The 22,699-nt window shown below is 56.9% G+C and carries 23 protein-coding genes and 1 pseudogene; 11 read left to right on the forward strand and 13 right to left on the reverse strand.

Annotated features, from left to right (window positions below; all coding sequences use genetic code 11):
* The first annotated feature begins 2 nt into the window (after positions 1-2).
* The 6 genes and pseudogenes from HBA49_RS11740 to HBA49_RS11765 form a co-directional block, all read left to right on the forward strand.
* On the forward strand, positions 3-1,463 hold the full coding sequence (locus tag HBA49_RS11740) for a penicillin-binding transpeptidase domain-containing protein (protein WP_040432192.1): 1,461 nt from the start codon (positions 3-5) through the stop codon (positions 1,461-1,463).
* Positions 1,463-3,058 carry a serine/threonine-protein kinase gene (locus HBA49_RS11745; RefSeq protein ID WP_005520409.1) on the forward strand — a complete coding sequence of 532 codons (1,596 nt, stop codon included), beginning with the start codon at positions 1,463-1,465 and terminating at the stop codon, positions 3,056-3,058. Before HBA49_RS11740 ends, HBA49_RS11745 begins: the two co-directional genes overlap by 1 nt.
* The gene (locus tag HBA49_RS13200; protein WP_005526714.1) at positions 3,055-5,313 is read left to right on the forward strand and encodes a Stk1 family PASTA domain-containing Ser/Thr kinase; all 2,259 of its coding nucleotides are present in this window, start codon (positions 3,055-3,057) and stop codon (positions 5,311-5,313) included. Before HBA49_RS11745 ends, HBA49_RS13200 begins: the two co-directional genes overlap by 4 nt.
* Before the next feature lie 21 nt (positions 5,314-5,334).
* Positions 5,335-5,601 carry a cell division protein CrgA gene (crgA, locus tag HBA49_RS11755; protein WP_005520406.1) on the forward strand — a complete coding sequence of 89 codons (267 nt, stop codon included), beginning with the start codon at positions 5,335-5,337 and terminating at the stop codon, positions 5,599-5,601.
* 385 nt (positions 5,602-5,986) lie between these two features.
* Entirely contained in the window at positions 5,987-6,319 is a 333-nt protein-coding gene (locus HBA49_RS13265) for a helix-turn-helix domain-containing protein (protein WP_162019713.1), read from the forward strand.
* Positions 6,283-7,158 (forward strand): annotated as a pseudogene (locus HBA49_RS11765) (IS3 family transposase); the annotation flags it as partial. The gene HBA49_RS13265 and the pseudogene HBA49_RS11765, both read left to right, overlap by 37 nt.
* A gap of 621 nt (positions 7,159-7,779) precedes the next feature.
* Here the strand turns inward: HBA49_RS11765 and HBA49_RS11770 are convergent.
* Together HBA49_RS11770 and HBA49_RS11775 are read right to left on the reverse strand one after the other, a co-directional pair.
* Positions 7,780-8,412 (reverse strand): rhomboid family intramembrane serine protease, encoded by a 633-nt coding sequence (locus HBA49_RS11770; protein ID WP_005526895.1) that lies wholly within the window; start codon positions 8,410-8,412, stop codon positions 7,780-7,782.
* Positions 8,413-8,457: 45 nt separating this feature from the next.
* Positions 8,458-8,994: a peptidylprolyl isomerase gene (locus HBA49_RS11775; protein WP_005520403.1), complete on the reverse strand. Its 537-nt coding sequence runs from the start codon at positions 8,992-8,994 to the stop codon at positions 8,458-8,460.
* Positions 8,995-9,061: 67 nt separating this feature from the next.
* Between HBA49_RS11775 and HBA49_RS11780 the strand changes: the two genes are divergently transcribed.
* Entirely contained in the window at positions 9,062-9,721 is a 660-nt protein-coding gene (locus HBA49_RS11780) for a hypothetical protein (RefSeq protein ID WP_005526792.1), read from the forward strand.
* A gap of 59 nt (positions 9,722-9,780) precedes the next feature.
* On the opposite strand, the gene HBA49_RS11785 is transcribed toward HBA49_RS11780, so the two are convergent.
* The 4 genes from HBA49_RS11785 to pdxS form a co-directional block, all read right to left on the reverse strand.
* Complete coding sequence (locus HBA49_RS11785; protein ID WP_005520397.1) at positions 9,781-10,539, reverse strand: ATP-binding cassette domain-containing protein; 759 nt, start codon at positions 10,537-10,539, stop codon at positions 9,781-9,783.
* A gap of 17 nt (positions 10,540-10,556) precedes the next feature.
* Positions 10,557-11,552: an ABC transporter permease gene (locus HBA49_RS11790; protein ID WP_005520395.1), complete on the reverse strand. Its 996-nt coding sequence runs from the start codon at positions 11,550-11,552 to the stop codon at positions 10,557-10,559.
* Positions 11,549-12,526 (reverse strand): substrate-binding domain-containing protein, encoded by a 978-nt coding sequence (locus HBA49_RS11795; protein ID WP_040432162.1) that lies wholly within the window; start codon positions 12,524-12,526, stop codon positions 11,549-11,551. The genes HBA49_RS11790 and HBA49_RS11795 overlap by 4 nt, the downstream gene beginning before the upstream one ends.
* 200 nt (positions 12,527-12,726) lie before the next feature.
* Positions 12,727-13,599 (reverse strand): pyridoxal 5'-phosphate synthase lyase subunit PdxS, encoded by an 873-nt coding sequence (gene pdxS, locus HBA49_RS11800; RefSeq protein WP_005520392.1) that lies wholly within the window; start codon positions 13,597-13,599, stop codon positions 12,727-12,729.
* Between the two features lie 89 nt (positions 13,600-13,688).
* Here pdxS and pdxR point away from each other — a divergent pair, with 89 nt between their 5' ends.
* The 3 genes from pdxR (at position 13,689) to HBA49_RS11815 (ending at position 16,361) form a co-directional block, all read left to right on the forward strand.
* Positions 13,689-15,110, forward strand: coding sequence for a MocR-like pyridoxine biosynthesis transcription factor PdxR (gene pdxR / locus HBA49_RS11805; protein ID WP_005526811.1), 1,422 nt, complete (start codon positions 13,689-13,691; stop codon positions 15,108-15,110).
* 14 nt (positions 15,111-15,124) lie between these two features.
* Complete coding sequence (locus tag HBA49_RS11810; RefSeq protein WP_225866143.1) at positions 15,125-15,919, forward strand: alpha/beta fold hydrolase; 795 nt, start codon at positions 15,125-15,127, stop codon at positions 15,917-15,919.
* Between the two features lie 64 nt (positions 15,920-15,983).
* Complete coding sequence (locus HBA49_RS11815; protein ID WP_005520384.1) at positions 15,984-16,361, forward strand: YdeI/OmpD-associated family protein; 378 nt, start codon at positions 15,984-15,986, stop codon at positions 16,359-16,361.
* Positions 16,362-16,500: 139 nt separating this feature from the next.
* Here HBA49_RS11815 and HBA49_RS11820 read toward each other — a convergent pair whose 3' ends face one another.
* The 5 genes from HBA49_RS11820 to HBA49_RS11840 all read right to left on the reverse strand — a co-directional run bounded on the left by HBA49_RS11820 (position 16,501) and on the right by HBA49_RS11840 (position 18,565).
* Positions 16,501-16,929 carry a hypothetical protein gene (locus tag HBA49_RS11820; RefSeq protein WP_005526768.1) on the reverse strand — a complete coding sequence of 143 codons (429 nt, stop codon included), beginning with the start codon at positions 16,927-16,929 and terminating at the stop codon, positions 16,501-16,503.
* 6 nt (positions 16,930-16,935) lie between these two features.
* Positions 16,936-17,343: a hypothetical protein gene (locus tag HBA49_RS11825; protein WP_005526873.1), complete on the reverse strand. Its 408-nt coding sequence runs from the start codon at positions 17,341-17,343 to the stop codon at positions 16,936-16,938.
* Positions 17,344-17,357: 14 nt separating this feature from the next.
* A complete protein-coding gene (locus tag HBA49_RS11830) occupies positions 17,358-17,807 on the reverse strand; it encodes a hypothetical protein (protein WP_005526850.1) in 450 nt (149 codons plus the stop codon).
* Positions 17,808-17,888: 81 nt separating this feature from the next.
* Positions 17,889-18,317, reverse strand: coding sequence for a hypothetical protein (locus tag HBA49_RS11835; RefSeq protein WP_040432158.1), 429 nt, complete (start codon positions 18,315-18,317; stop codon positions 17,889-17,891).
* Positions 18,318-18,319: 2 nt separating this feature from the next.
* Entirely contained in the window at positions 18,320-18,565 is a 246-nt protein-coding gene (locus tag HBA49_RS11840) for a hypothetical protein (protein WP_146743656.1), read from the reverse strand.
* A gap of 61 nt (positions 18,566-18,626) precedes the next feature.
* On the opposite strand from HBA49_RS11840, the gene HBA49_RS11845 reads away from it, so the two are divergent.
* Positions 18,627-19,334, forward strand: a complete 708-nt coding sequence (locus tag HBA49_RS11845) for a hypothetical protein (RefSeq protein WP_005526779.1) — start codon at positions 18,627-18,629, stop codon at positions 19,332-19,334.
* A 70-nt stretch (positions 19,335-19,404) separates the two neighbouring features.
* Here HBA49_RS11845 and HBA49_RS11850 read toward each other — a convergent pair whose 3' ends face one another.
* Positions 19,405-21,180, reverse strand: coding sequence for an ABC transporter ATP-binding protein (locus tag HBA49_RS11850; protein WP_005526918.1), 1,776 nt, complete (start codon positions 21,178-21,180; stop codon positions 19,405-19,407).
* Complete coding sequence (locus HBA49_RS11855; RefSeq protein ID WP_005526702.1) at positions 21,164-22,660, reverse strand: ABC transporter ATP-binding protein/permease; 1,497 nt, start codon at positions 22,658-22,660, stop codon at positions 21,164-21,166. Before HBA49_RS11855 ends, HBA49_RS11850 begins: the two co-directional genes overlap by 17 nt.
* Positions 22,661-22,699 lie beyond the last annotated feature (39 nt).

Here is a 22,699-nt window from a genome sequence, read left to right on the forward strand (position 1 = left end):
CCATGAATAAACCCATTCGAAACATCATGTTTTTTGCGCTCATCATGGTGATTATTTTGATGGCAAATTTAAGCATTGTTCATGTGTTTAAAGAAGACGAATATGCCAATAATCCCCTGAACCGGCGCATGTTTATTAAGGCAAAATTGCAGCCGCGCGGCCAAATCTCCGCTGGCGGCATTGTGCTGGCCGAATCCAAGCAGGAAGAAGAAAACGGCTTCTACCACCGGGAATACCCCAACCAATCGCAGCAATTCGGCATCGTGGAGGGCTATCTGTCCGACGTGTATGGTTCGAACGGTATTGAATCCTCCTATAACGATATTTTGAGCGGCACCGCTAATTCCCCCAAGCTGTGGTGGAAAAAGCTTATCTCCAATGAAAAAGTGGTGGGAAATGTGGAATTAACCCTCATTCCCTCCGTACAGCAGACCGCCTACAGCAAAATGTCCGATGCTGGATATGAGGGCGCCGTGGTGGCGATCAAGCCGTCGACAGGCGAAGTCCTCGCCATGGCCTCCACGCCGTCGTATGATTCGGCAAAAATCGCCGACGAAAACACCGCGGAGCAAGCCTGGAAGCAATACACCGAGGATGAGGGTTCGCCGCTGCTTAACCACGCCACCCAAGACATTCTGCCCCCTGGTTCCACATTCAAAGTGATTACCACCGCCGCCGCGCTGGCCAGCGGCAAATATAATCCCAGCTCCACACTCACCGGCGAGTCACAAATCACCCTGCCGGGCACCACCTCCACACTGGAAAACTATGGTGGCCAAACCTGCGCCGGATCCCACCAGGTATCACTGCTCACAGCCTTTCAATACTCGTGCAACACCGCCTTTGTGCAAATGTCCATCGACGTGGGCACCGACGAGCTGCGCACCGCCGCTGCCGCATTCGGGGTGGAGGAACAATATGACCTGGGACTCCCCATGTCCAAGGGCACGCTCGGCCCCATCCCCGACAATGCTGCCCTCGGCCAATCCTCCATTGGTCAGCGCGACGTGTCCATGAGTGTGCTGCAAAATGCCGTGGTTGCGGCCACCGTCGCCAATGGTGGGGTGCGCATGGAACCCCACGTGGTGTCCAAGGTGCGTGCCAACGACCTGTCCATCCTCAGCGAAACGAAACCCAAGGAGCTCTCCCACGACATTAAGCCGGAAACCGCGGAGACGCTCACGCAGCTCATGCGCGCATCCGAACAACACACCTCAGGCGGTAGCAGCAGCCTCAACATTGCGTCGAAGACTGGCACGGCCGAACACGGCGAAGATTCCCGTAACTCCAACCCGCACGCCTGGTATATTGCCTTCGCCCCTGGTGAAGACATTGCCGTGGCGGTCGTGGTGAAAAACGGTGGTGACCGGGGCCAAGCCGCAACCGGCGGTTCCGTTGCCGCGCCCATTGGGCGTGCCGTCATCTCAGCCGTGCAGGCTGCGAATGCCCAAGGAGGCAAATAATGAGCGAACAAGACATGCTGCAAGACCTCTTGGGCGACGAATACTTGCTCAACTGGGTGGTTGGTAACGGTGGCATGTCCACCGTGTGGCTTGCCGACGACATCGAGAACGAGCGCGAGGTAGCCGTCAAGGTACTCCGGCCGGAGTTTTCCGACAATGTGGAATTCCTCTCCAGGTTCCGCAATGAGGCCCTGGCCAGCGAAGACATCCGCAATGACAATGTGGTGGAAACCTACAACTATAAGGAAGTCACCGACGATTCCGGCCGGACCTTCTGCTTCATTGTCATGGAGTTCATTCGGGGCGAATCCCTGGCGGATATGCTCATTAGGAAGGGGTCGCTCTTAGAACCCGATGCCCTGGACATTCTGGAACAGGCCGCCCACGGCCTGGCCGCCATCCACGAACGTGGCCTCGTCCACCGGGACATCAAGCCCGGCAACCTGCTCATCACCCAAAATGGCAAGGTGAAAATCACCGACTTTGGTATCGCCAAGGCCGCGGCCGCCGCCCCACTTACCCGCACCGGCATGGTGGTGGGCACCGCCCAATACGTGTCCCCGGAACAAGCCCAGGGGAAAGACGTCACCACCGCCACCGACGTGTATTCTCTGGGGGTGGTCGGCTACGAAATGTTGGCCGGCAAGCGGCCGTTCTCGGGGGATTCCTCAGTGTCGGTGGCCATTGCACACATCAACCAGGCCCCCCCGGCCCTCCCCACGTCGATTAGCGCCCCCACCCGGGAGCTCATCGGTATTGCACTCCGCAAGGAACCGGAACACCGGTACTCCGATGGGGCAGAGTTGGAAAAGGCCGTGGCAGCAGCCCGGTTAGGCAAACGGCCGCCGCAACCGGTGGGCGTCGCCACACCGTCGCAAAGCATGGAGGAAACCTCTGCCACCGCCCAAACCTCGCAAATACCGGCAACCGACGCCACCACCATAGCGCCGCAGGAAACCACCGGGCCGCGCACGAATCCCCCCACTACCCCACCTGCGCGAGCCAATAATGTACCGGCGCGGGCGGCATCGGCAACCATTGCGCCGCCCCGGAAACCTCGGCCGCATCCACAACCAGAACCGGAGGAGGAGTCGCGCACAACCGGGCTCATCACCGGGATTGGCATTTCGATAGTGCTGGCCATTGCGGTTATAGTCGGCATGTACTATTTCTCGGGCGGCAAATGGACGGGTAAACAACAGCCGAAAAGCTCATCGGTGGTGGCAACCACCACATCATCAAGCCCACGGACCGTGACAGTTACCCAAGACACGCCCGTGCAACAGGCTCCCCAGGTTCCTGATAATTATACTAATAATAACCAGTACGAGGCACCATCCCAACCAACTGTGCAGCACAATAATCAGTCCACGGTGGGAACCCCCTCATACCAACCCACCTATGCACAGCCGACGCCAACCCCCACAGTGGTTATTACGGATCTCCCAACCGCAGTTCCCACTGCTGTACAACCACCAGTCGTCACCGAGCCGACAGCACAACCGGACCCGGGTGACGGTAACGGTGGTGGCGGCAATGGCGGCGGCGGTGGTGGCGGCCAAAATAACCAAAATAATCCAGGAGCAAATCAGTGAGTGAGCTAATTGCCAACCGCTACGAACTTGGGTCCGTAGTGGGTAGTGGCGGCATGTCGGTGGTGTACTCGGCCACCGACACGCTGTTAGGGCGCGAAGTCGCAGTGAAAATGCTGCGCAGCGAACTTGCTCGGGATGCAAATTTCCGTGAGCGGTTCCGCCGGGAAGCCCAAAATGCCGGCCGGCTTAACCACCCCGCCATTGTTGCCATCTACGACACCGGGGAGACGCTTCACGACGGCCAAAGCACCCCCTATATTGTGATGGAGCTGGTCAAAGGCCGGAATCTGAAAGACATTGTGGCAGATGGGGGACCGCTCAGCCCAGACGAGGCCGCAACAACACTCATCCCAGTGTGTGAGGCATTGCAGGTCAGCCACGACGCGGGAATTGTGCACCGGGACATCAAACCGGCAAATGTGATGATTACCAACACCGGCGTGGTGAAAATCATGGACTTCGGCATCGCCCGGGCCCTCGACGATGTAACCTCGCACATGACGCAAACATCGGCGGTGATCGGCACTGCCCAATATTTATCGCCGGAGCAGGCCAGGGGGAAGCCGGTGGATGGCCGGTCGGATCTTTACGCCCTGGGTTGTTTGATGTACGACATCATGGTGGGCCACCCACCATTTGATGGGGATACCCCGTTCGCGGTGGCGTATCAGCATGTGCAGGAGGATCCCACACCCCCATCGGAATTCATTCCAGACCTTTCTCCCACCGCCGCATTAAACGTTGATGCGGTGGTGTTGACCGCCATGGCGAAACATCCCGGGGATCGGTATCAGACCGCCGTGGAAATGGCTGCCGACCTGCAGAGGTTAGAAAAAAACCTGGTGACAATGGCGGCACGGCAATACGTGGATCATGATCCCGAGGGGGCGGCAAGCCTGCCGGGTCCAGCCGGTATTGCGGCGGCGGAATTGGCCGCTGCTGGCGGGGCTGGGGCGGCCGGGTTAGCTGGCGCCGCCGGAGCTGCCGGTGCGGCTGGCGCTGCTGGGCTGGAGGCTGCTGGGTTTGCCGGCACCGGCGCTGGGGTCGGGGCTGGTGCCGCCGATGCAACGGAAACCACAGTGGTGCCTGCGGTGTCGGAGGAGTTTCCTCCGAGGCCGACACCACCAATGCAGTCGCGTAGGGCAGCGCATGCGGCACCGGCCGATCCGCGCATGTCCCCGAGCCGTACCCCGCAGGGTCGCGCCGCTGGTCAACATTCCGCGCATGCGGCCCAGGCTGGACAGGTGCAGCGACACCGGCGGGCTGAGCTGGATGCGGATGATTATGATTCGTATGAGGATCGGCCGCGGAAGGGCCTGCGGATCGCGTTGATTGTGGTGGCGGTCTTGTCGCTGGGTGTCGCCGCAGCATTCGCCTATCAGTATTTTTCGCCAACGATTCTCCCGACAAAAAACAATGTGACGGTGCCGGATCTACGAAACCAGACGAAGGAAGACGCCTTGGCTGCCCTGGAAAAGCTGGGGCTGAAAACCGAGGTGGTGAATGACGCCAGCGCGGATGTTCAGGAGGATCACGTGGTGGGCACGGATCCGACGGCGAATTCGACGGTGAAGAGCGGTTCCACGATCACGGTCACGGTGTCGTCGGGCCGGGAAAACACGTCGGTGCCGGACCTGTCGGGGAAGACCACTGCGGAAGCATCGGCAATTTTGAAGAAGAAGGGCTTGGACCTGGACCCGGTGGTTCGTGAGGGCTCATCTCCGAAGGTGGAGCGGGGCAAGATCATGGAGCAGAATCCGTCAGCTGGCACGCAGGTGTCGAAGGGTTCGAAGGTGACGATCACGGTTTCGACCGGCGAGGCCACCACCCGGGTTCCGGTGGTGACCGGCATGCAATGGTCACAGGCTGAGGGCAATTTGACCTCCCTGGGGTTCGAACCGGTGGTCGAGTTTGTTGACGGCTCGGAGCCGGATGGCACGGTGATTTCGGTTGATGGTGAGGGTACACAAATGCCCGCTAAGTCGAAGATCAATGTGAAGGTTTCCAACGGGTCGCTGATTCAAACGCCCAATCTGACGAATATGACGGTGGATGCGGCATATTCGGCGCTGCAGGCGGCAGGTTGGAAGGGTAATCGGTCGCAAATTGTCTTGGGTGATCCGGTGAAGACCGGTGCGCTGGTCAATGGTGGTCGGATTGCACAGCAAACCCCGGCAGCTGGTTCGCCGGTGCGGAAAGATGGTACTGTGACAGTGCAATTGTGGGAGTTCGATATCACCGCTATTGGACGTTAAGTTGAGAGAGGGTTAAGAGCTATGCCTAAGTCAAAGATCGTGAAGGGGTCACTCCCGGTTTCTTCCACTACTACGAACCGCACGCCGGTGAAGATTAATTCTTCCGGCACCCCATTGTGGTACAAGATTATTATGTTTGGCCTGATGGCTGCGGGCTTGTTGTGGCTGATTGTGAACTATTTGGCTGGGCCCCAGATTCCGTTCATGTTGCAGCTGGGACCGTGGAATTACGGTATTGGGTTTGGCTTGTTTATTGTGGGCCTGCTCATGACCATGGGGTGGCGTTAGCCTCTAGCTTTACGACGCCCAAAGGTACCCACCACCAACTCAAGCCGCGCAACCCCGCCCCTGGTTTCGCGGCTTCATAATCGACCCCACCAGCATCACATCTGATAGCTGTGAAACCCCTCCGCACCCAACCTTCTTGAAGTGTCGTTGGTTTTTTGGACGGGTGTTTTCCTTTCCCCTGGTAGAAGAATTCGTGTGACAGGAAAGGAAACCGGCCCTGGGCCGGGTGGTTATGGGTAAACTCACGCTCATCCAACGACAACAAGCAGTAGAATTATTCGAGCAAGGCTATGGGTACGTTCTAGTATCTAGGATGCTGAAACTCAACCAATCCCAAGTAGAACTCTTAAGCCGTATGTGGCGTATCCATGGCAAACTATGCCTTATGCGGAGGAAAAACAAACACTACCCATTCGAAACGAAAAAAGAAGTCGTAACCCGGTACCTACAAGGCGATAACCCTATCGAGCTAGCGAAACAATACAACATCAGCTCGGACAGGCTGATCCGTATATGGGTGAAGAAATGGAAAATTAGTGGGGACGTGGCCCTACGACCCCGGATGAAAGGATACCCACCGGCCGGGGATACTAACATGCCTTTGACCGAGGTAGAAAAACTCCAACGCGATAACTACTACCTACAAATGCAGGTTGATGTCCTAAAAAAACTCAAGGCCTTAAGAGAGAATCCACCAAGCGCGAACTCACCTATATAGTGGCATCTCTTAAGGCAAACTACCGGCTTGATACGCTCCTTACCCTGGTAGGGCTTGCTAGGTCTACCTACTACTACCATCTGAAAAAGATACGAGAACACTATGACAAACACGCTAGATTGAAACAAGAAATCTTCCGGTTGTTCCACGAGCACCATAAAGTATATGGGTGCCGCAGGATCAGGCTTGCGCTTTTGAACCGCGGCTGGGTGGTATCGAAAAACTTGGTGCATACCCTGATGCGGTCTATGGGGTTGCGGTGTGTGATCAGACGCAGGAAATACCAGTCTTACCGGGGTCGGGTAGGAAAGATCGCCGGGAATGTTCTTGGCAGGTGTTTCACACCAGCTAGGCCGAATAAAGCATGGGTGACGGATGTGACAATGTTCCAGGTGGCGGGGAAGCGAGTGTATTTATCGCCGGTTATGGATTTGTATGACCGTAGTATTATCGGGTATTCCACATCGCTAACTTCTACGGTTGAGTTTGCGGTGACGAGTTTGAAACAAGCGTTTACTCAGGCGGGGTGCCCTCATGGGGTGGTGGTGCATTCGGATCAGGGTTATCACTACCAGCATGAGTCCTGGCGTGGGGTGCTTGACATGTTTGGTGGTATCCAGTCGATGTCGCGGAAAGGTAATTGTTGGGATAACGCGGTGATGGAAAACTTTTTCGGCCATATGAAAGCGGAAATGTTCCATGGGCGGTGTTTCACCAGTACAGATGAGTTAATCACTGCTATTCGTGAATACATTACTTGGTATAACATGACAAGGCTGCAAGGAGTACTCGGTGGGCGTACCCCGATCCATGCTAGGTATCAAGCACTCGTGGTATAAATAACCCAAACGGATAGGAAAACAACAATCCAAAAAACCACGACAGTTCATCTGAGTCTCTTCAAACCCGGTTTCGCAGCTATCAATCCTGCTATCACACTAAACCCGGGGGCCACACACAGCCCAAAACCAGCACATCTGATAGCGTACAAACCCCTCTCCGAGCCGTGTTTCCTGCCCTCCTGGACGCGGTTTGTACGCTATCAAATATGCAGCGAGGTTTCTGGTTGGTTGCAATCGGCAAAACCGGGGGATTTCGGGCCGATTTACATGCTTACACTCCCGATAGAAGACCCGATAGCTGCGTAACCATTGCGGTTTCCAACCAACTTGGCGACCTGGACCCGCACGCATCCCAAAACCAGCACATCTGATAGCTGCGAACCCCTCCCAGGAGCAGCCAAATGCGGGGCGTCAACAGGGTTTCGCGGCTATCAGATGTGCTAGCGCGTGGGGAATATGATTGAGGGGCTCGTGGCATGCCGTCCACCCCAGGTAGCGGTTTTGATAGCGTACAAACCGTGTTTCAGGGGTCTGGGAGGCTGGGGGCGGAGAGGGTTTCGCAGCTATCAAACGTGATACCGGCATGGGGGGGCGTGGAGGTGTGGGAGTGTGGGGATGCTAGGCAGGGAGGAGGGTCAGTCCCAGGGCTGCCGCGCCAACGGTCAGGACCGCTATCCACTGCACTACCTTGCGTTGGGGCCAGATCGTTGCAGGGATGAGGAAAACCCCGGCGCAAAGCCCACCGAGGTGGCCCCACAGGCTGATTCCGGGGGCGAGAAGGCTGTAGGCCAGGTTGACGGCAATGAGGATGATGGGGGCACGCAGGTCGGAACGGCGTCGAAAAGCGATGCCGACGAGCAGGGCCATGAAGGAGTACAGCACGCCGGAAACCCCGGCAACAACGGAGTTGGGGTGGAAGTGGACGATGGCGGCGTCGGCACCCAGGCCGCTGACGAGGAATACCGCGGCGTACAGCCAGGGGTCGCGCAGGGACATTTCGATCTCGCGGCCAAGCAACAGCAGCATAATCGTGTTCATAGCCAGGTGGGCGGCACCAAAATGCATAAACATATTGCCCACGATGGACACGGGGGTCAGCTGCTGTGGATAGAGCAATAATTGCTCACCCAATGATGAATCAGCATTGTTGGCAAGCGAACCAGCCTGCGCGGCAGTGGCCAACCAAATAATCACCATGACCAAGGAGAAGGCCATGGTGACGGGGGCTTGGCGTGCGTAGTTGTGGATCATGCTATGTCACACTACCGCCGAAACCCGGAAAACTGTGCAGAGAAGCTACTTGGTTACTTCAATGGATTTAATCACCACAGGATCGAGCGGCACATCGCCGGGGCCGGTAGCAGTCTTGGAGATTTCCAGCACCACTTTTTGAGACTCGGGGTCGGTGACCTCACCGAAAATGGTGTGGTGGTTGGTCAGGTGGGGGGTGGGGGCAACGGTGATGAAGAATTGAGAACCGTTGGTGCCGGGACCAGCATTAGCCATGGCAAACAGGAACGGGCGATCGAAAACCAGTTCGGGGTGGAATTCGTCGGCGAATTGGTAGCCGGGGCCGCCTCGACCGGTGCCGGTGGGGTCACCACCTTGGATCATAAAACCATCAATGACCCGGTGGAATACGGCGCCGTCGTAGAAGGGACCGTCGGTGGTGCCGGAGGCATTGGGGGTTTTGTAGGGTGCAGTGCCATCAGCGAGGGTGACAAAGTTTTCGACGGTTTTCGGTGCGTGGTTCCCAAAGAGGTCGATTTTAATGTCACCATGGTTGGTGTGCATGATTGCAGTTGAAGTCTTTAAACTCATGCAGCCCATCATAGGCACGAATCGCAGAACATCGCTAGGCTTGATAAAAATATCGTCTTAAATCCTCCAAGGAGTCATCATGAATCTTTCTACCCTCCGAACTACTACCCGCATGGCCCGGCGCGCCTATGGCAGTTACGCTGATTACCGTAACCGTAAGGCGCAGCAGGCGTATGAGGCCCTGGTTGAGGCCGCTAATAAGGCTGATGTGCATGAGCTTATCGACGAGTCCCAGAAGCGGTTTAATACGTTGTCGGAAAAAGCCCTCGATCGTATTGAGGCCGCCCGGAAGGACATCAATGTTGAGGGTGCTGTGGAGAAGGCTTCGGAGAAGTTTGCGGAGCTGACCGAGTTGGGGAAGAAAAAGACTCGGAAGGAGCGGAAGGCTCTGAAGAAGTCGGCTCGGAAGGCGGAGCGGAAGGTGAATGCGAAGTTTGCTCGCCGGAAGCGGGGCCGGAAGTTTGTGAAGTTCACGGTGCTGACGGCCATTGGTTTTGGTGTGGGTGCCGCGGTTTATTATGTGTTGTGGCCGAAGTCTGCCCCAGAGGGGTATGGTACGCAGCCGCCGACCGTGGGTGAGTATGAGGGGTCGGAGGGTTCCGAGGCTGAGGCGCAAGCGAAGCCGGCTTCGCCTTCCTCGCCAGCTTCGCCGGAGGTTGGTGTGAGTGCCGCCGAACGGGATGATGAGTTGTTGGATGCGCTTGAGGAGCAGCTCAAGGATCATAAGTCGAACGACTAGGGGTATCCCCTGGGGTTGCTGGGTTTGCAGCCCCAGGGGTTAGTTTGAGGGTTGTTGGGTTATTCCCACAGCTCGTGGCTTAGGGCTTCGAGTTCGCTGCCGCCGGCCATTTGTTGGGTGAGTGCCGCCAGGGATACTTCGTCCCGGTCGGCGTCGAGTACTTGCCGCCCCAGGTTGAGGATGGTGAAGTGGTCGCCGACCAGGTAGGCGTGGTGGGGATTGTGGGTGATGAGTACCACGCCCACACCGCGTTCTCGGGCGGCGGCAATGAAGCGCAGCACCATGCCGGATTGTTTCACGCCGAGGGCCGCGGTGGGTTCATCGAGGACGATGACGCGGGCGCCGAAGTGGACGGCGCGGGCGATGGAGACGACTTGGCGTTGGCCGCCGGAGAGTTGGCCGACTTCCACATCAACGTTGGGCAGGTCGATGCCCATGTCGTGCAGCTGGTTGCTGGTGATGGTTTTCATTTCTTCGTCTCGGAGCAGGCCGAGGCTGGTGGTGAGTTCGTTACCAAGGAAGAAATTGCGCCACACGGACATTTGGTCAACAACGGCCAGGGTTTGGTACACGGTGGCGATGCCGGCGTTAAGGGCGTCGCGGGGGCTGCCGAATACCGTGGGTTTGTTGTCGACCAAGATTTTGCCGGAGGTTGGGGGGTGGAGTCCGGCAAGGGTTTTAATGAGGGTGGATTTGCCGGCACCGTTGTCGCCGAGAACACAGGTGACTGTGCCTTCGTCGACGGTGAGGTTGACTCCGTTGAGAGCGGTGAAGGCGCCGTAGGTTTTGGTGATATCGCGTAGTTCGATAATGCTCATGACGTTGTACCCTTCCCCTATTCTTGGCGTCCGGTGGTGATTTTCCCGAAGGAGGAGTTGACGAGGACCGCGAAGAGCAGCATGGCGCCGAGGAAGAATTTGAACCAGTCGGGGTTCCAGCCGGCGTACACGATGCCTTGGTTGGTCATGCCGAAGATGAGGGCGCCGATGGCGGTGCCGATGGCGGTGCCGCGGCCGCCGGTGAGGGCGCAGCCGCCGATCACTGCGGCGATGATGTAGAGGAATTCGTTGCCGACACCGTTGCCGGCTTGGATGGAATCGAAGGCGAAGAGGGTGTGCATGCCCACGAACCAGGCGGCGAAGCCGACGAACATGAAGAGGGTGATTTTAACCCTACGGACTGGGACGCCGACGGCACGGGCGGATTCTTGGTTGCCGCCGACGGCGAAGATCCAGTTGCCAAATTTGGTTTTGAACAGCAGGATTGATGCGAGGATGACGAAGAAGATCCACCAGAAGACTGTGACTCGGACGTTAACGCCGAAGATGGTGACGGCGCCGGCAAATACCATTTCGGCGGAGTCGAAGCCTTGCATGTCGCTAATGCGGGGGGTAGCAACCTGGCCGGTGATGAGTTTCGTTACCGCCAGGTTGAGGCCTTGGAGCATGAGGAATGCCGCCAGGGTGATGAGGAAGGATGCAATGCCGGTGCGGGTCACCAGGTAGCCGTTGAGTGCACCGATACCGAGGGCGACGATGAGAGATAAGAATGCGCCCACCCAGGAGTTGAGCCCCAGGTTGTAGTTGAGCATGGTTGCGGCCAGGGCGGCGGTGGTGACGGCCACGCCGGAGGACAGGTCGAATTCGTCACCGATCATGAGAAGTCCCACCGCCAGCGCCACAATGCCGAGCGTGGAGCTGGCGTAGAGGGTGGTAGCGAAGGCGTCGAGCGACCTAAAGGCCGGGGCTACGATCATGAAGAAAATGAAGATGACGAGGGCACCCAGGGCGCTGGCAAGCTCGGGGCGTCGAATGAGTCGGCTAAGGGTCATCGCAGGCCTTTCTGTGCTGCATCGGCAATGTTGGAAACGTTGCCGGCGTCGATAAAGCTAGGTCCAGTGTAGACCGGTCGGTTGCCGCCCATGACACCGCCGTTGCGCTTGGCTAACCAGAGGGAATCAATTGCGAGGTAGCCCTGCAGGTAGGGTTGTTGGTCGACGGCCCACACGATTTTTTGGGTGCGGATGGCGTCGACAAGTTCGGCGTTGGTGTCGAATGTGGCGATTTTGGTGTTGGTGCCGGCCGCGGTTACGGCGTCGATGGCTCGCATGGCAACGGGGGCTTGGAGTCCCATGATCCAGTCGATGCTGGTGTCTTGGGCGAGTTTGGCCTGCATGGTTGCCTGGGCGGCGGTGAGGTCTTGGCCGTTGACGTAGAGGATGTCGAGTTCGCCGCCGCCGAGGCCTTCTTTGATGCCGGCGCAGCGGGATTCTTGCGACGAGTTGCCTTGTTCGTGGATGACGCACAGGACGTGTCCGGCGTTTTCTTCGGCGAGGCGTTTGCCGGCTTGTTCGCCGGCGATTTTTTCTTCTTGCCCGAAGAAGGCAGATACGTCATAGTCGCGGTATTCGTCCATGCCGGCGTTGAGGGCGACGGTGGGGATGCCGGAGTCGGCTGCCCGCTTTGCGACGGGTCCCAGAGCGTCGGCGTTCGGCATGGTCAGGGCGATGCCGTCTACTTGGGAGTCGATGGCGGACTGGACCAGGTTTGCTTGGTTGGGGGCCTGGGGGTCGTTGGAGTAGCGGAGTTCCAGGTTGTCTTTTTTGGCGGCGTCTTCGGCACCTTTACGGACCAGGTCCCAGAAGGTGTCCCCGGGGGCCCCGTGGGTGATCATAGCTACAACATAGCGGGGGGTCTCAAGACCACTGTTTTCAGCGCTTCTGCCGCCGGTGGAAGAGCAGGACGTTAACCCTCCGACCAGTGTCACCCCAATAATTACACTCAAGATTTTTCGTAAAGTCCTCATGAGCTTATGGTGTCTGATAATTACCCCTGGGTCAAACTTTTTCACTCATGTCTTTACCGTTTAAGAGGGGCTAAGCAGGGTATTAATAGGCATAAAAAATTTGCCGGAACGATGGTTTGATCATACCGGAGCAATCAAACCATCAGACACCGGCCGGGATTGGATCATCACAAGCACAATCCCAAGTTTTTTGTGATAAATCACCAACCGCGTTCTGCCAACCGGTGCGGTGCCGGCAGATCAGCTACATTAATTCCTACCATGGCCTCCCCCAGGTTTCGGGACACGCGGGTAATCACCGCCGGATCATTATAGTGCTTGGTGGCCTCAACGATTGCCTGGGCCCGCTTTTCCGGGTTGCCCGACTTGAAAATGCCGGAGCCCACAAACACGCCCTCCGCACCAATCTGCATCACCAGGGCAGCATCCGCCGGGGTAGACACGCCACCGGCCACAAACATTGGCACCGGCAACTTCCCGGTCTCCGCCACCTCCTGCACCAGATCGTAGGGGGCCTGAAGATCCTTGGCCGCCACAAACAACTCATCCTTATCCAACGTACGCAACCGATGAATCTCGTTGAGAATGGTCCGCAAATGCCGCACCGCCTCCGACACGTCACCCGTGCCGGCCTCCCCCTTGGAGCGGATCATTGCGGCGCCTTCGGCAATGCGTCGTAAAGCTTCGCCGAGATTGGTCGCACCGCACAACGTCGGGATCGACAGCTCCCACTTATTAATGTGATTCACATAGTCGGCGGGGGTAAGAACCTCGGACTCATCAATGAAATCAATGCCCAACTCCGCCAAAATCTGGGCCTCCACGAAATGGCCAATGCGGGCCTTCGCCATCACCGGGATCGACACCGCCTCCTGAATCTCAGCGATCATGCCCGGATCCGACATCCGCGCCACACCCCCCTGCGCCCGAATATCGGCAGGCACCCGCTCTAACGCCATCACCGCAACCGCGCCGGCGGCCTCGGCAATCTTCGCCTGCTCCGGCGTCACCACATCCATGATGACACCACCCTTCAACGACTGGGCTGGTTCCCGATTCACACGAATACTCATGCGGTCTATCAAACCTGCGTAAGTGGTTTACCACCAGATCCAAACACCACAAGTTGCACTAGACCACTTTGGCGGGTTGGATAACAACCATGCGTCCCGACCTTGTTGCCGACATCCCCCTCCACCTCACCGCCGGCACCCCAGGCAACCCCCAAAATCCCCTCCCCACCCAGATCACCACCCAAATCCGCACCCTCATCCACACCGGAGTGCTGGCGGCCGGCGACCACCTACCCAGCACCCGCATGCTCGCCCGGCAACTCGGGGTCGCCCGCGGCACCGTGGTAGCAGCATACGAACTCCTGGCCGCCGAGGGGCTCACCGTATCGGCGCACGGCTCCGGCACCCGCGTCAACCCAAACCTTGCACAGCTTGCGGAGCGCCGCATCGACGGCACAACACCCGGCGCGCCCACCATGCCCAGCGCGCCCAATGCGCCCGCCGCACGTCTGCTTCCGCTCATCCCCGGCATGCCCGACACCCACACCCTCATCGACTCCACCTGGCGGGCCGCCTGGCGCGACGCCTGCACCACCGCCAGCGTCACCGGCACGGAACCCGCCGCCACCGGTATCCCACAACTCAGGGAAGAAATTAGCACACACTTACGACACATGCGGGGTCTGGTGGTGAACCCAGACCGCATTATCGTCACCGCCGGTGCCCGCGATGGGCTAGCCCTACTGCTCAATGTTCTCGGCCCCGGCACCATCGGGGTCGAATCCCCCGGCTACCCCAGCCTCCGACGAGTCCCCGCCACCCTCGGGCACACCATTGTTGACCTGCACACCGACCACCATGGGGTCAATCCCGCGGAGCTACAACACCTCCAGGGGTTGGACCGGGTACTGGTCACCCCCAGCCACCAATACCCCTCCGGCGGGTCGCTGTCGGGGTCGCGCCGGGTGGCGCTGACGTCGTGGGCACAGCACACCAATACCGTAATAATCGAAGATGATTTCGATTCCGAGTTGCGGTATGTGGGCCAGCCGCTGCCGGCACTTGCCGCGCTCGCCCCCGACCACACGGTGCTGTTGGGCACGTTTTCTTCGGTGCTGTCACCGGCCTTGGCCTGCGGTTATATCGTTGCGCCGGCGCGGCTCTTGCTGGCGCTCACCCGCCTGCGCGAGGCCCTGGGCCCGGCGGTCGGTGGTATCCCCCAGCACGCGCTCACCCAGTATTTGGCCACCGGCGCTTTACGACGCCGCACCCAGCGGTTACGCCGGGTTTATCGCCGTCGACGCAACCTGATTACCTCCCTGCTTGCCGAAGCCCCCGGCTGTCGCCTGCGTCCCATCACTGGTGGCCTCCACGCGGTGTTGCTGTGCGACGCCCCCGCCCACCAGGTGGTCGATGCCTGCCGACGCAGCGGCATCCAGGTGACCGCCCTGCATGACTATTGGGGTGGCCAGGGCGAGGAGAACGGCATTGTGCTTGGGTTCGGCTGCCACGATGACGACACCCTGGACTGGGCGGTCAATGAGATCAAATATTGCGTGAGTTGCTTATAAAATTTTTCCCGCGGATGAGAGGACTGCAAATGCCGATGCGATTATTTATGGATGAGGGCGGACAACAGAATGCGAAAAGTATTGTCTTTTTTCATGACCTTGGTTCCAGCAATCAGGTATGGCGGTATCACATGGCTACGCTCAGGCATGATTTCCACTGTCTGCTTGTGGATCTTCCTGGGCATGGCAACAGCCGCGATATAGAGTGGACGAATTTTGATGATGTGGCGGAGATAGTTGCGGATGCCATCAAGGATAGGGCACGTGGGAAACCGCACCTTGTTGGTTTTGCCCTGGGCGGCTATCTCATTCTGAAGTTACTAGAAAAACACGCCGATCTAGTGGATAAAGTTATTGTAGATGGGGCTGGTCATCGACCGATTACGGGTAACCACAAAGGCATTGCCATGACGCATCTGCTGCCATTATTGAAAAATACCAGGATCGTTGCCCAGTCGCTAACAATGATAATGCGGGAAAATGGTGTACCGGAGCCGGACTGCCGAATCCTTATTGAGGACCTACAACGAGCCGGAAGGAAGTCGGTTCAGCGCGCCATGTCGCAGGCTGCCACGCTCAAGGTGGATGCAGTTTTCGACAATCCTGCCCTCTTTGTTTCGGGGGAGTATGAGGCTGCGGCTATTCATGATTCCCACCGAATATTAGCGCAGAAAAACCCGTGGTCTGAATGTGTCTACTACCCAAATAGGGGGCATGCTTGGTTATTTGGCGATATTGCAAGCCATATTCAGCTTGTGAGATATTTTTTACTGGGCGACGATTTTCCAGAGAAATTACGGCGGTTATAAATGGCTGGAGCGCCATGGTAATACGCAGTCAGGGAAGCTTCTCATTGAAGGAGAATAAAAAATAATGAAATTGAATGGATCACATGAAAACCTGAATGTAATATCTTTTGAAACGAGGAATGATTTACATGAATGGCTACTGGAAAATGAAAAAACATCTGATGGAATCTGGGTGAGAATATTTAAGACAAAAAGCAAAGTAAAATCTGTCACCTTCCATGAAGTGCTAGAAGAAGGTTTATGCTTTGGATGGAGCGAAAGTTCCCGACATTCGTATGACGATTTATCGTATTTACAGAAGTTCACTCCTAGAAAAGGTAAGAAGACCCAATCGGAGCGTAACTTAAAGCTAGTGAAAAAATTAGAAGGCGAAAAACGAATGCGACCATCAGGATATTTAGCGTTAGGCCTAGAAAATAAAAGTGGCAAGGACGATAGCTAAAAACTCCCTGCACTTTACGACGACTCACCCATCAGCTATATCGTATTCATCACTGTCATCATAAGAAAGCCTGGGGCTATACCATAGCCCCAGGCGACAACGTTCCGGTCCCCGGTAACTGAAGAAGCTCCTTAGAATGTTACTGATAAATACATTGTGAGCTTTCTCGCCCGGAGGGAGTGACGATTATTCCCCGGGTACGGCTGGGGAAGAGTTCAGGGCATTCATCGTAGCTGTCACTGAGCTCCAGCAGAATAGCTGCTTCCCGAACGTTGTCTCCTTCCTCGTCTTCGGGGACGGTCACAATGGTGGTGAAAATGAATACTGCGTATTCTTCCAGTTCTTCTTCGGTAAGGGTTTTTCCGTACCCAAAGGCCTGCGGTAGAAGTAAATCAAGAATTGGTTGTGAATGCCCCATGCTATAAGCCTGCTCTGAGGCCAATACCACCTCGTATTTTTCTCGCACCGCATCTACTCGTTCCTGGTATCGTTTCTTTGCTTCATTCAATGAGTCATAGCGGCACAAAAACTTAGTGATATAACACCAGGTGTACGATTCTTCAGTCATGAAACCTCAATTGTCGTGGGCTAATTGTTGGTGGGGAAATTCTGGGGTTTGGTTTCCTGATGCGGATACCAGTGTGGCACTTGTACGGCTGGGGAATGTTGGTGATGCTCCATCCGGGTAGTCTAGTTCCAGCAGGTGAGCAACCATGTGGGGGTTGGTGTCATTGGGAATGGTGATGATGGCGGTGAAGACGAATGTGTCGTATTCTTCTTCCCTGCATGTGGGCTCTGGGTGGGAGGCAATAAGCTCGGCAAATAGTGGTGGGGTGGAGAGTCGGTAAGCATGTTCGGCTACGAGAACCACATCGTAGTTTTGTCTTACTTCGGTGATGCGCTCGTGATAGCGTCGTTTAGCTGCATGAAGCAGACCGTATTGAGTGACGAAAATGGTGTAATAGCACCAGGATTGTGTCATAGCGATCCTTAATTTTATACGTCTTCGCATTCGGGGTCTTCATAGCCCGAGGGTGTCATGTGGATGAGTCGGGTGCGACTGGGGAAAACCGCCGGGAACTCATGCACATAGTCCAGTTCTAGAAGGTTCATTACATAAAACCAAAGATCATCAATGCCGCTTTCGCTGCGTTCGGGAATGTTGACGATTGTGGTGAGAGTGAAGGTTGAGTAGTTTTTCTTTTCGGCTTCGGACGGAGGTTCGTCGAAACCGATGAGCTCACTGAGAAGCGACTCGAACATGTAGTCAACATGCCCCAGGTCAAGGACTTGTTCTGATGCGAAAACAATATCATAGCCGCATCGCGTTGTGGTGAATAACCGTTCCTGGTAGCGTTCTTTTGCCGCTGCAAGGGAATCGTAGTGACATACGAAAATGGTGATATAGCAGTAGGTATTGATTGGTATGGTGGATTGATTCGACAATGGTTGTGCCTTAACTTTTTCTATCTATCATTAGGGATAGTCAGGCTGAAACTCAACTACCCATAAATGTAAGAAGGACTGCTATTGGAAGGTGAAGCCTGGAGTTTCCTGACCGGTAGGGGACATCGTTATTACCCGAGTATGGCTAGGAAAAACCGCGGGAAATTCGTCAGCGTAATCCATTTCCAAGAGATCGATTAACCCCCAAGCGGCATCGTCATTGTCATCTTTAGGAACGCTGACGATGGTGTTAACCATGAAAGTTGAGTATTCTTCTTTTTCCTCTTCTGATAATGGCTCACCAAAAGCAACAATCTCTTTCAACAAAAGTTCGAAAAGCATATCTGATTGCCCAAGGTTATAGACTTGTTCAGAAGCTAAAACAACTTCATACTTTTTTCGTGTTTCACTTAACCGTTCCAAATATCGTTGCTTGGCTGCTGGCAGCGCATCAAACCGACATACAAAGCAGGAGATGCAACACAAAGAAATAGATTCTTGAACAGTCATGATTATCTCTTTTCTAGACTGGGTTCATACCCGTGCCCGCCTAATCGGGAAACAAATGTGTGAGCTTCCTTGAGCAGAATGTCGTAGTTATCACTATTACCAAAAACAAGTCTGGCGATTGCATTACCGGCACCAAACTCATGAACCCGGCGTCTTACTGTGAGGCATGATTCAAATAGTATTTCCCAATTTCTTCCCGCGTCAACACCTATACCCCAATGTTCATCAACATTTTCATGCGTATCCATAGAAGCTTATTCGGTGTCCATACACATGGCTAGTCTTTGGGAGTAAGGAAAGGCAAGCTAGATGGCATGTATTTCCGATTTTTCATCTGCTAGTGCAGATAAGTTTTCCCAGCGACCAAATAGCTTTACCATAAGGAAAACCATGGCATACTCAATACATAATTTTTTGCGAAAAACAACGGAAAAAACCAAGGCCTTGGACCAAATGGCTTCGTATATTCGCCAAAACACCGACATGAAGGTCTATCTTTTCCTTAACCTGGACAACTATGCGGATTTTGAAGCGATTCAGGAACACTATCATGGGCGCATCAAATGGGTTGTTAATAGTGTTGAAACGTGTCCTTTTGGGTTCCTGGAATCTTGTCCATTTTATGGGCTTGTGGAATTCGATGGGAAAGACGCCAATATTGATCCCGGCGGTGCATTTTACTCCACGCTTACTTCCTTTGAAGGTACAGTCATAATGGCCGATATAGTTGATTTCTCTGAGAAAGCCAAAGAGATTTTAGCCCCAAACGCTGCTGATTTCCCAGAATCTTTCGATGACTATTTACGCATGATTCAAGAGCAAGACGATGATCCAGATCCTATCGAAGCTGATTTACTAACAGCTGGTGCGTCATTGGTTTATTCACTAGATCTTTCTGACACTGTATCTGGTGATGCCCCAGGAGAACTCTTTCTTTCAGAAAGCGTATGTATCGGTGACACACGTGGGGAAGCACTCATGTACCAATTCTTCGATCCTAACAATGCTGACCAATAATCACCTGTGTTGAGTAATGGCGCTGAACTGCAGATTACGGGAATTTTCCACCCCCGAACACACTTGTTACCTAATGCATCCCGGAAACTCCCGAAACCTCCTCCTTTTCTTGGTCTTCCTGATCCCGGTGCTGCAAATGGTAGAGGGCTCCCTGTTCGGCCAGTAGGTCGGCGGGGCTGCCTTGTTCCACGATTCGACCCTGGTCCATGACCGCCACCCAGGTGGAGTCGGTGATGTTGTCCAGGTCGTGGGCGATTTCAATGATAGTGGCATCCGGGTGGGCTGCGTGCAGCCGGCGGCGCACCTCGGCAGCAAGGGCGGGGTTGAGGTGGGCGGTGAACTCGTCAAGCACCAGCACCCGGCCGCCCCGCAGGAGCGCTTGAGCCAGGGATAATCGTTGCCGTTGACCCCCAGAAAGCGCGCTGCCACCCTCCCCCACCGGGTCTGCCAACCTAACCTCTTCGTCCAGGCAGGCCACCCAGAGGGCGGCCAGCAGGTCGGCATCGGTGGCGGTGGGCTGGGCCAACCGGAGGTTGTCGGCCACAGTGGTGTTCATAGCCCGAATGTCCTGGGTGACCACCGCCACGGCGGCCCGGAGGGAGTCGAGGTCGTATTCCCGGTGGTCACGGCCGTCGATAAGCACAGCGCCGTCGTCAACATCCCAATAGCGTAGTAGGAGTTTCGCCAGGGTAGATTTGCCGGAGCCTGTGGTGCCCACCACGGTCACCCATGCGCCGGCGGGCACGGCCAGGTTCACCCCCGTGACGACCGGCCGGGGGCTGCCCACATAGGTATAGGACACGTCGCACCATTCCACGCTCAGGCCGGGTCCGTGTGGCGCCAACTGGGCGGACCCGGAGGTGGGGGCGAGTCCGGCGTGGGAGAGCATCCACACCCGGCGGGCGGCTGCGAGCGACTGGGAGAGGTGATTACCCAGGTCGGCGACCTCGTTTACCATGTCCCAGCAGCGGAGCACCGCAAACATGGCGGCCACGGTGACGGGCAGGTTGTCGGTGGCCGGCAGCAGCATGAACAGCACCGCGAGCCGGGCTGCGGCCACCGCCCCAGTGCGGGCCCCTACCAGGGCGCTGCGGCGCACATAATCGTGTTGCAGGGGTATTTCTAATTCGGATAGTTCGCGGTGGCGGCGTTGTTCGGCATCGTACCCGATGACTTCGGCGACCCCACCCACGGAGTCGGTGATGTGTTGGGCGAGGGCGCCGCGGCGGCCGGTGACGCGCACGGCGAACCGGTAGGCGCTGGTGTCAATGGTGATGAGGGTGACGATCAGCAGGATAATGGCGGCGATGAGCCCCTGCCAGGGGGCGATGACGGCCACGCATGCGACCACGCAGGTGGGGACGATGATGGCGGATATGACGGGGGCGGTGGTGTGGGCGAAGAACACCTCGATTTGGCTGATATCGCGGGTGAGCCGGGTGAGCATGTCGCCGCTGCCCACGGCCCGGTTTCCGGTGGCGGACACGATGGCGGGGGCTTGGGGGTAGATGTCGCGGAAGACCCGCACCCGGATGAGTTCGAGGGCCTTGAACGCAACAAGGTGTCCGAAATAATGTTCGAGATACCGGAGGAAGGCTTTGGCGAGGGCCGCGACAATCATAAAGCCGATCACGACCGGAATGCTGGGTGGGTTCGCCCCGCCATCACTGTCAACAGCCCCCATGGCGACGGCGTGCGCGACCAGCGCGTAGACGGGGACCACATAAAGGAGTATGCCGAGCACTTGGTTGGCGATGCGGCAGAGCGTGGAAACGCCCAGTGGGGCCAGGACCGGCCGGGTGATGCTAATAAGCCAGGTGACGAGTTGTTTAACGGTGGGTTCCATGGTGTTCTGCAAGGGTGTTGTCGGCGGTGAGGGTGCCGTTATTGACGGTGATGATGTGGTCCATGTGCCGCAGGGTGGTGGTGCGGTGGGTGACCATGATGAGGGTGTGGTCGCGGCCCAGGTCGTCGATGGCGGCAAGAATTTCGCGCTCGGACGCCAGGTCGACGTGGGAGGTGGGCTCGTCAAGCAGGATAATGCGCCGCCCAGAAATAATCGCACGTGCGAGCGATATCCGTTGTGCTTGGCCACCGGAGATGCCGAGGCCTTGCTCGCCAAGTTGGGTGTCGAGCCCGCTCGGCATGCGGCGAATCTCGTCGGCAACGCGGGCGCGTTCGAGCGCGGCCCACATGTCGGCCTCGGTGGCTTCAGGGCGGGCGATGCGCAGGTTGTCGGCGATGGTGCCGGTGAACAGCCAGGTGGTTTGCGCCACGCTTGCCGACGCCTCCCGCAGCGTGACCTGCCCGCTTCGGGGAATAAGATCGCCACCCATGAGGGCCAGGAGCGTGGATTTACCTTGGCCGCTCCGCCCGATGATCCCCACCCGCTCGCCGGGGGCGATGGTGAGGCTGATGTGGGAAAGCACATCCCGGTCGTCGTAGCCGAACGACAGGTCGGTGATGGACACCGCGGCCTCTTGGTGGGGGTCGATGGAAACGTCCCGGCGACGGGCCTTGCTGCGACCACGGAGGAAGCCGAAAATGCCGCGCTGGGCGCCCAGCCCGCTCATGCCCACATAAAAGAAGGCGCCCACCTGGTCCATGGGCTCCAGGAGCAGAATGCTCAACCCCATGATGGCGATGGCCTGGCCGGTGGTGAGGGCAGTGCTGCTCAACACCAGGTAGGCGGTAGTGGTGACCACGGCCAGGTAGAAGGCAGCATCCATGACAAACAAGATGAGCTGGTTGCCCTTGAGGAGCCGCATGACGGCCTGCCGGTTGCGTTCCCCGGTCGCGGCCAGCTGGTCGGAGATTCGGCCGGCGGCACCCAATAATTGGAGGGTGCTGAGCGATTTCAGGGCGTCCATGTAGGCGGCGGCCAGGGCCTTTCTGGCGTCCTGGGAGCCGGAGGACACCGTGGAAATGATCTTGCGGAAGCCACAGATGAGGAGCGGCACGATGACGAGCATGCCGAGCAGGATGAGAGCGATGCGCCCGGACATGGTGCCGATCACCCCCAGCACCACCAGGGGTGCAGTGAGGGAGGCGACGACTTGGCCAACGAATCCCACCCGGAGAGCCATCATCTTTTCGCTGGATTCGGTGGCAAGCGACACCACGGCCCCGGTGCTGTCCACCGGTCCGCTGGTGAAGACCGCATCAATGATGCGGTGCCGGATTCGGGATTCTTCGGCAATATGACCCCGGGCCACCACCATGGTGCGGATCATGATGGTGGTAAACGTGAGGATCACTCCCCACAGAATCAGCTCGCTGCCACCCCCATCAATGACGGCCCCGGCCCCCATGATGGATAATGACATTCCCACGACGGAAAGCCAGGTCAAAGGCACCGAACAGAC

The organism is Corynebacterium matruchotii (assembly GCF_011612265.2).
Taxonomy (GTDB): domain Bacteria; phylum Actinomycetota; class Actinomycetes; order Mycobacteriales; family Mycobacteriaceae; genus Corynebacterium; species Corynebacterium matruchotii.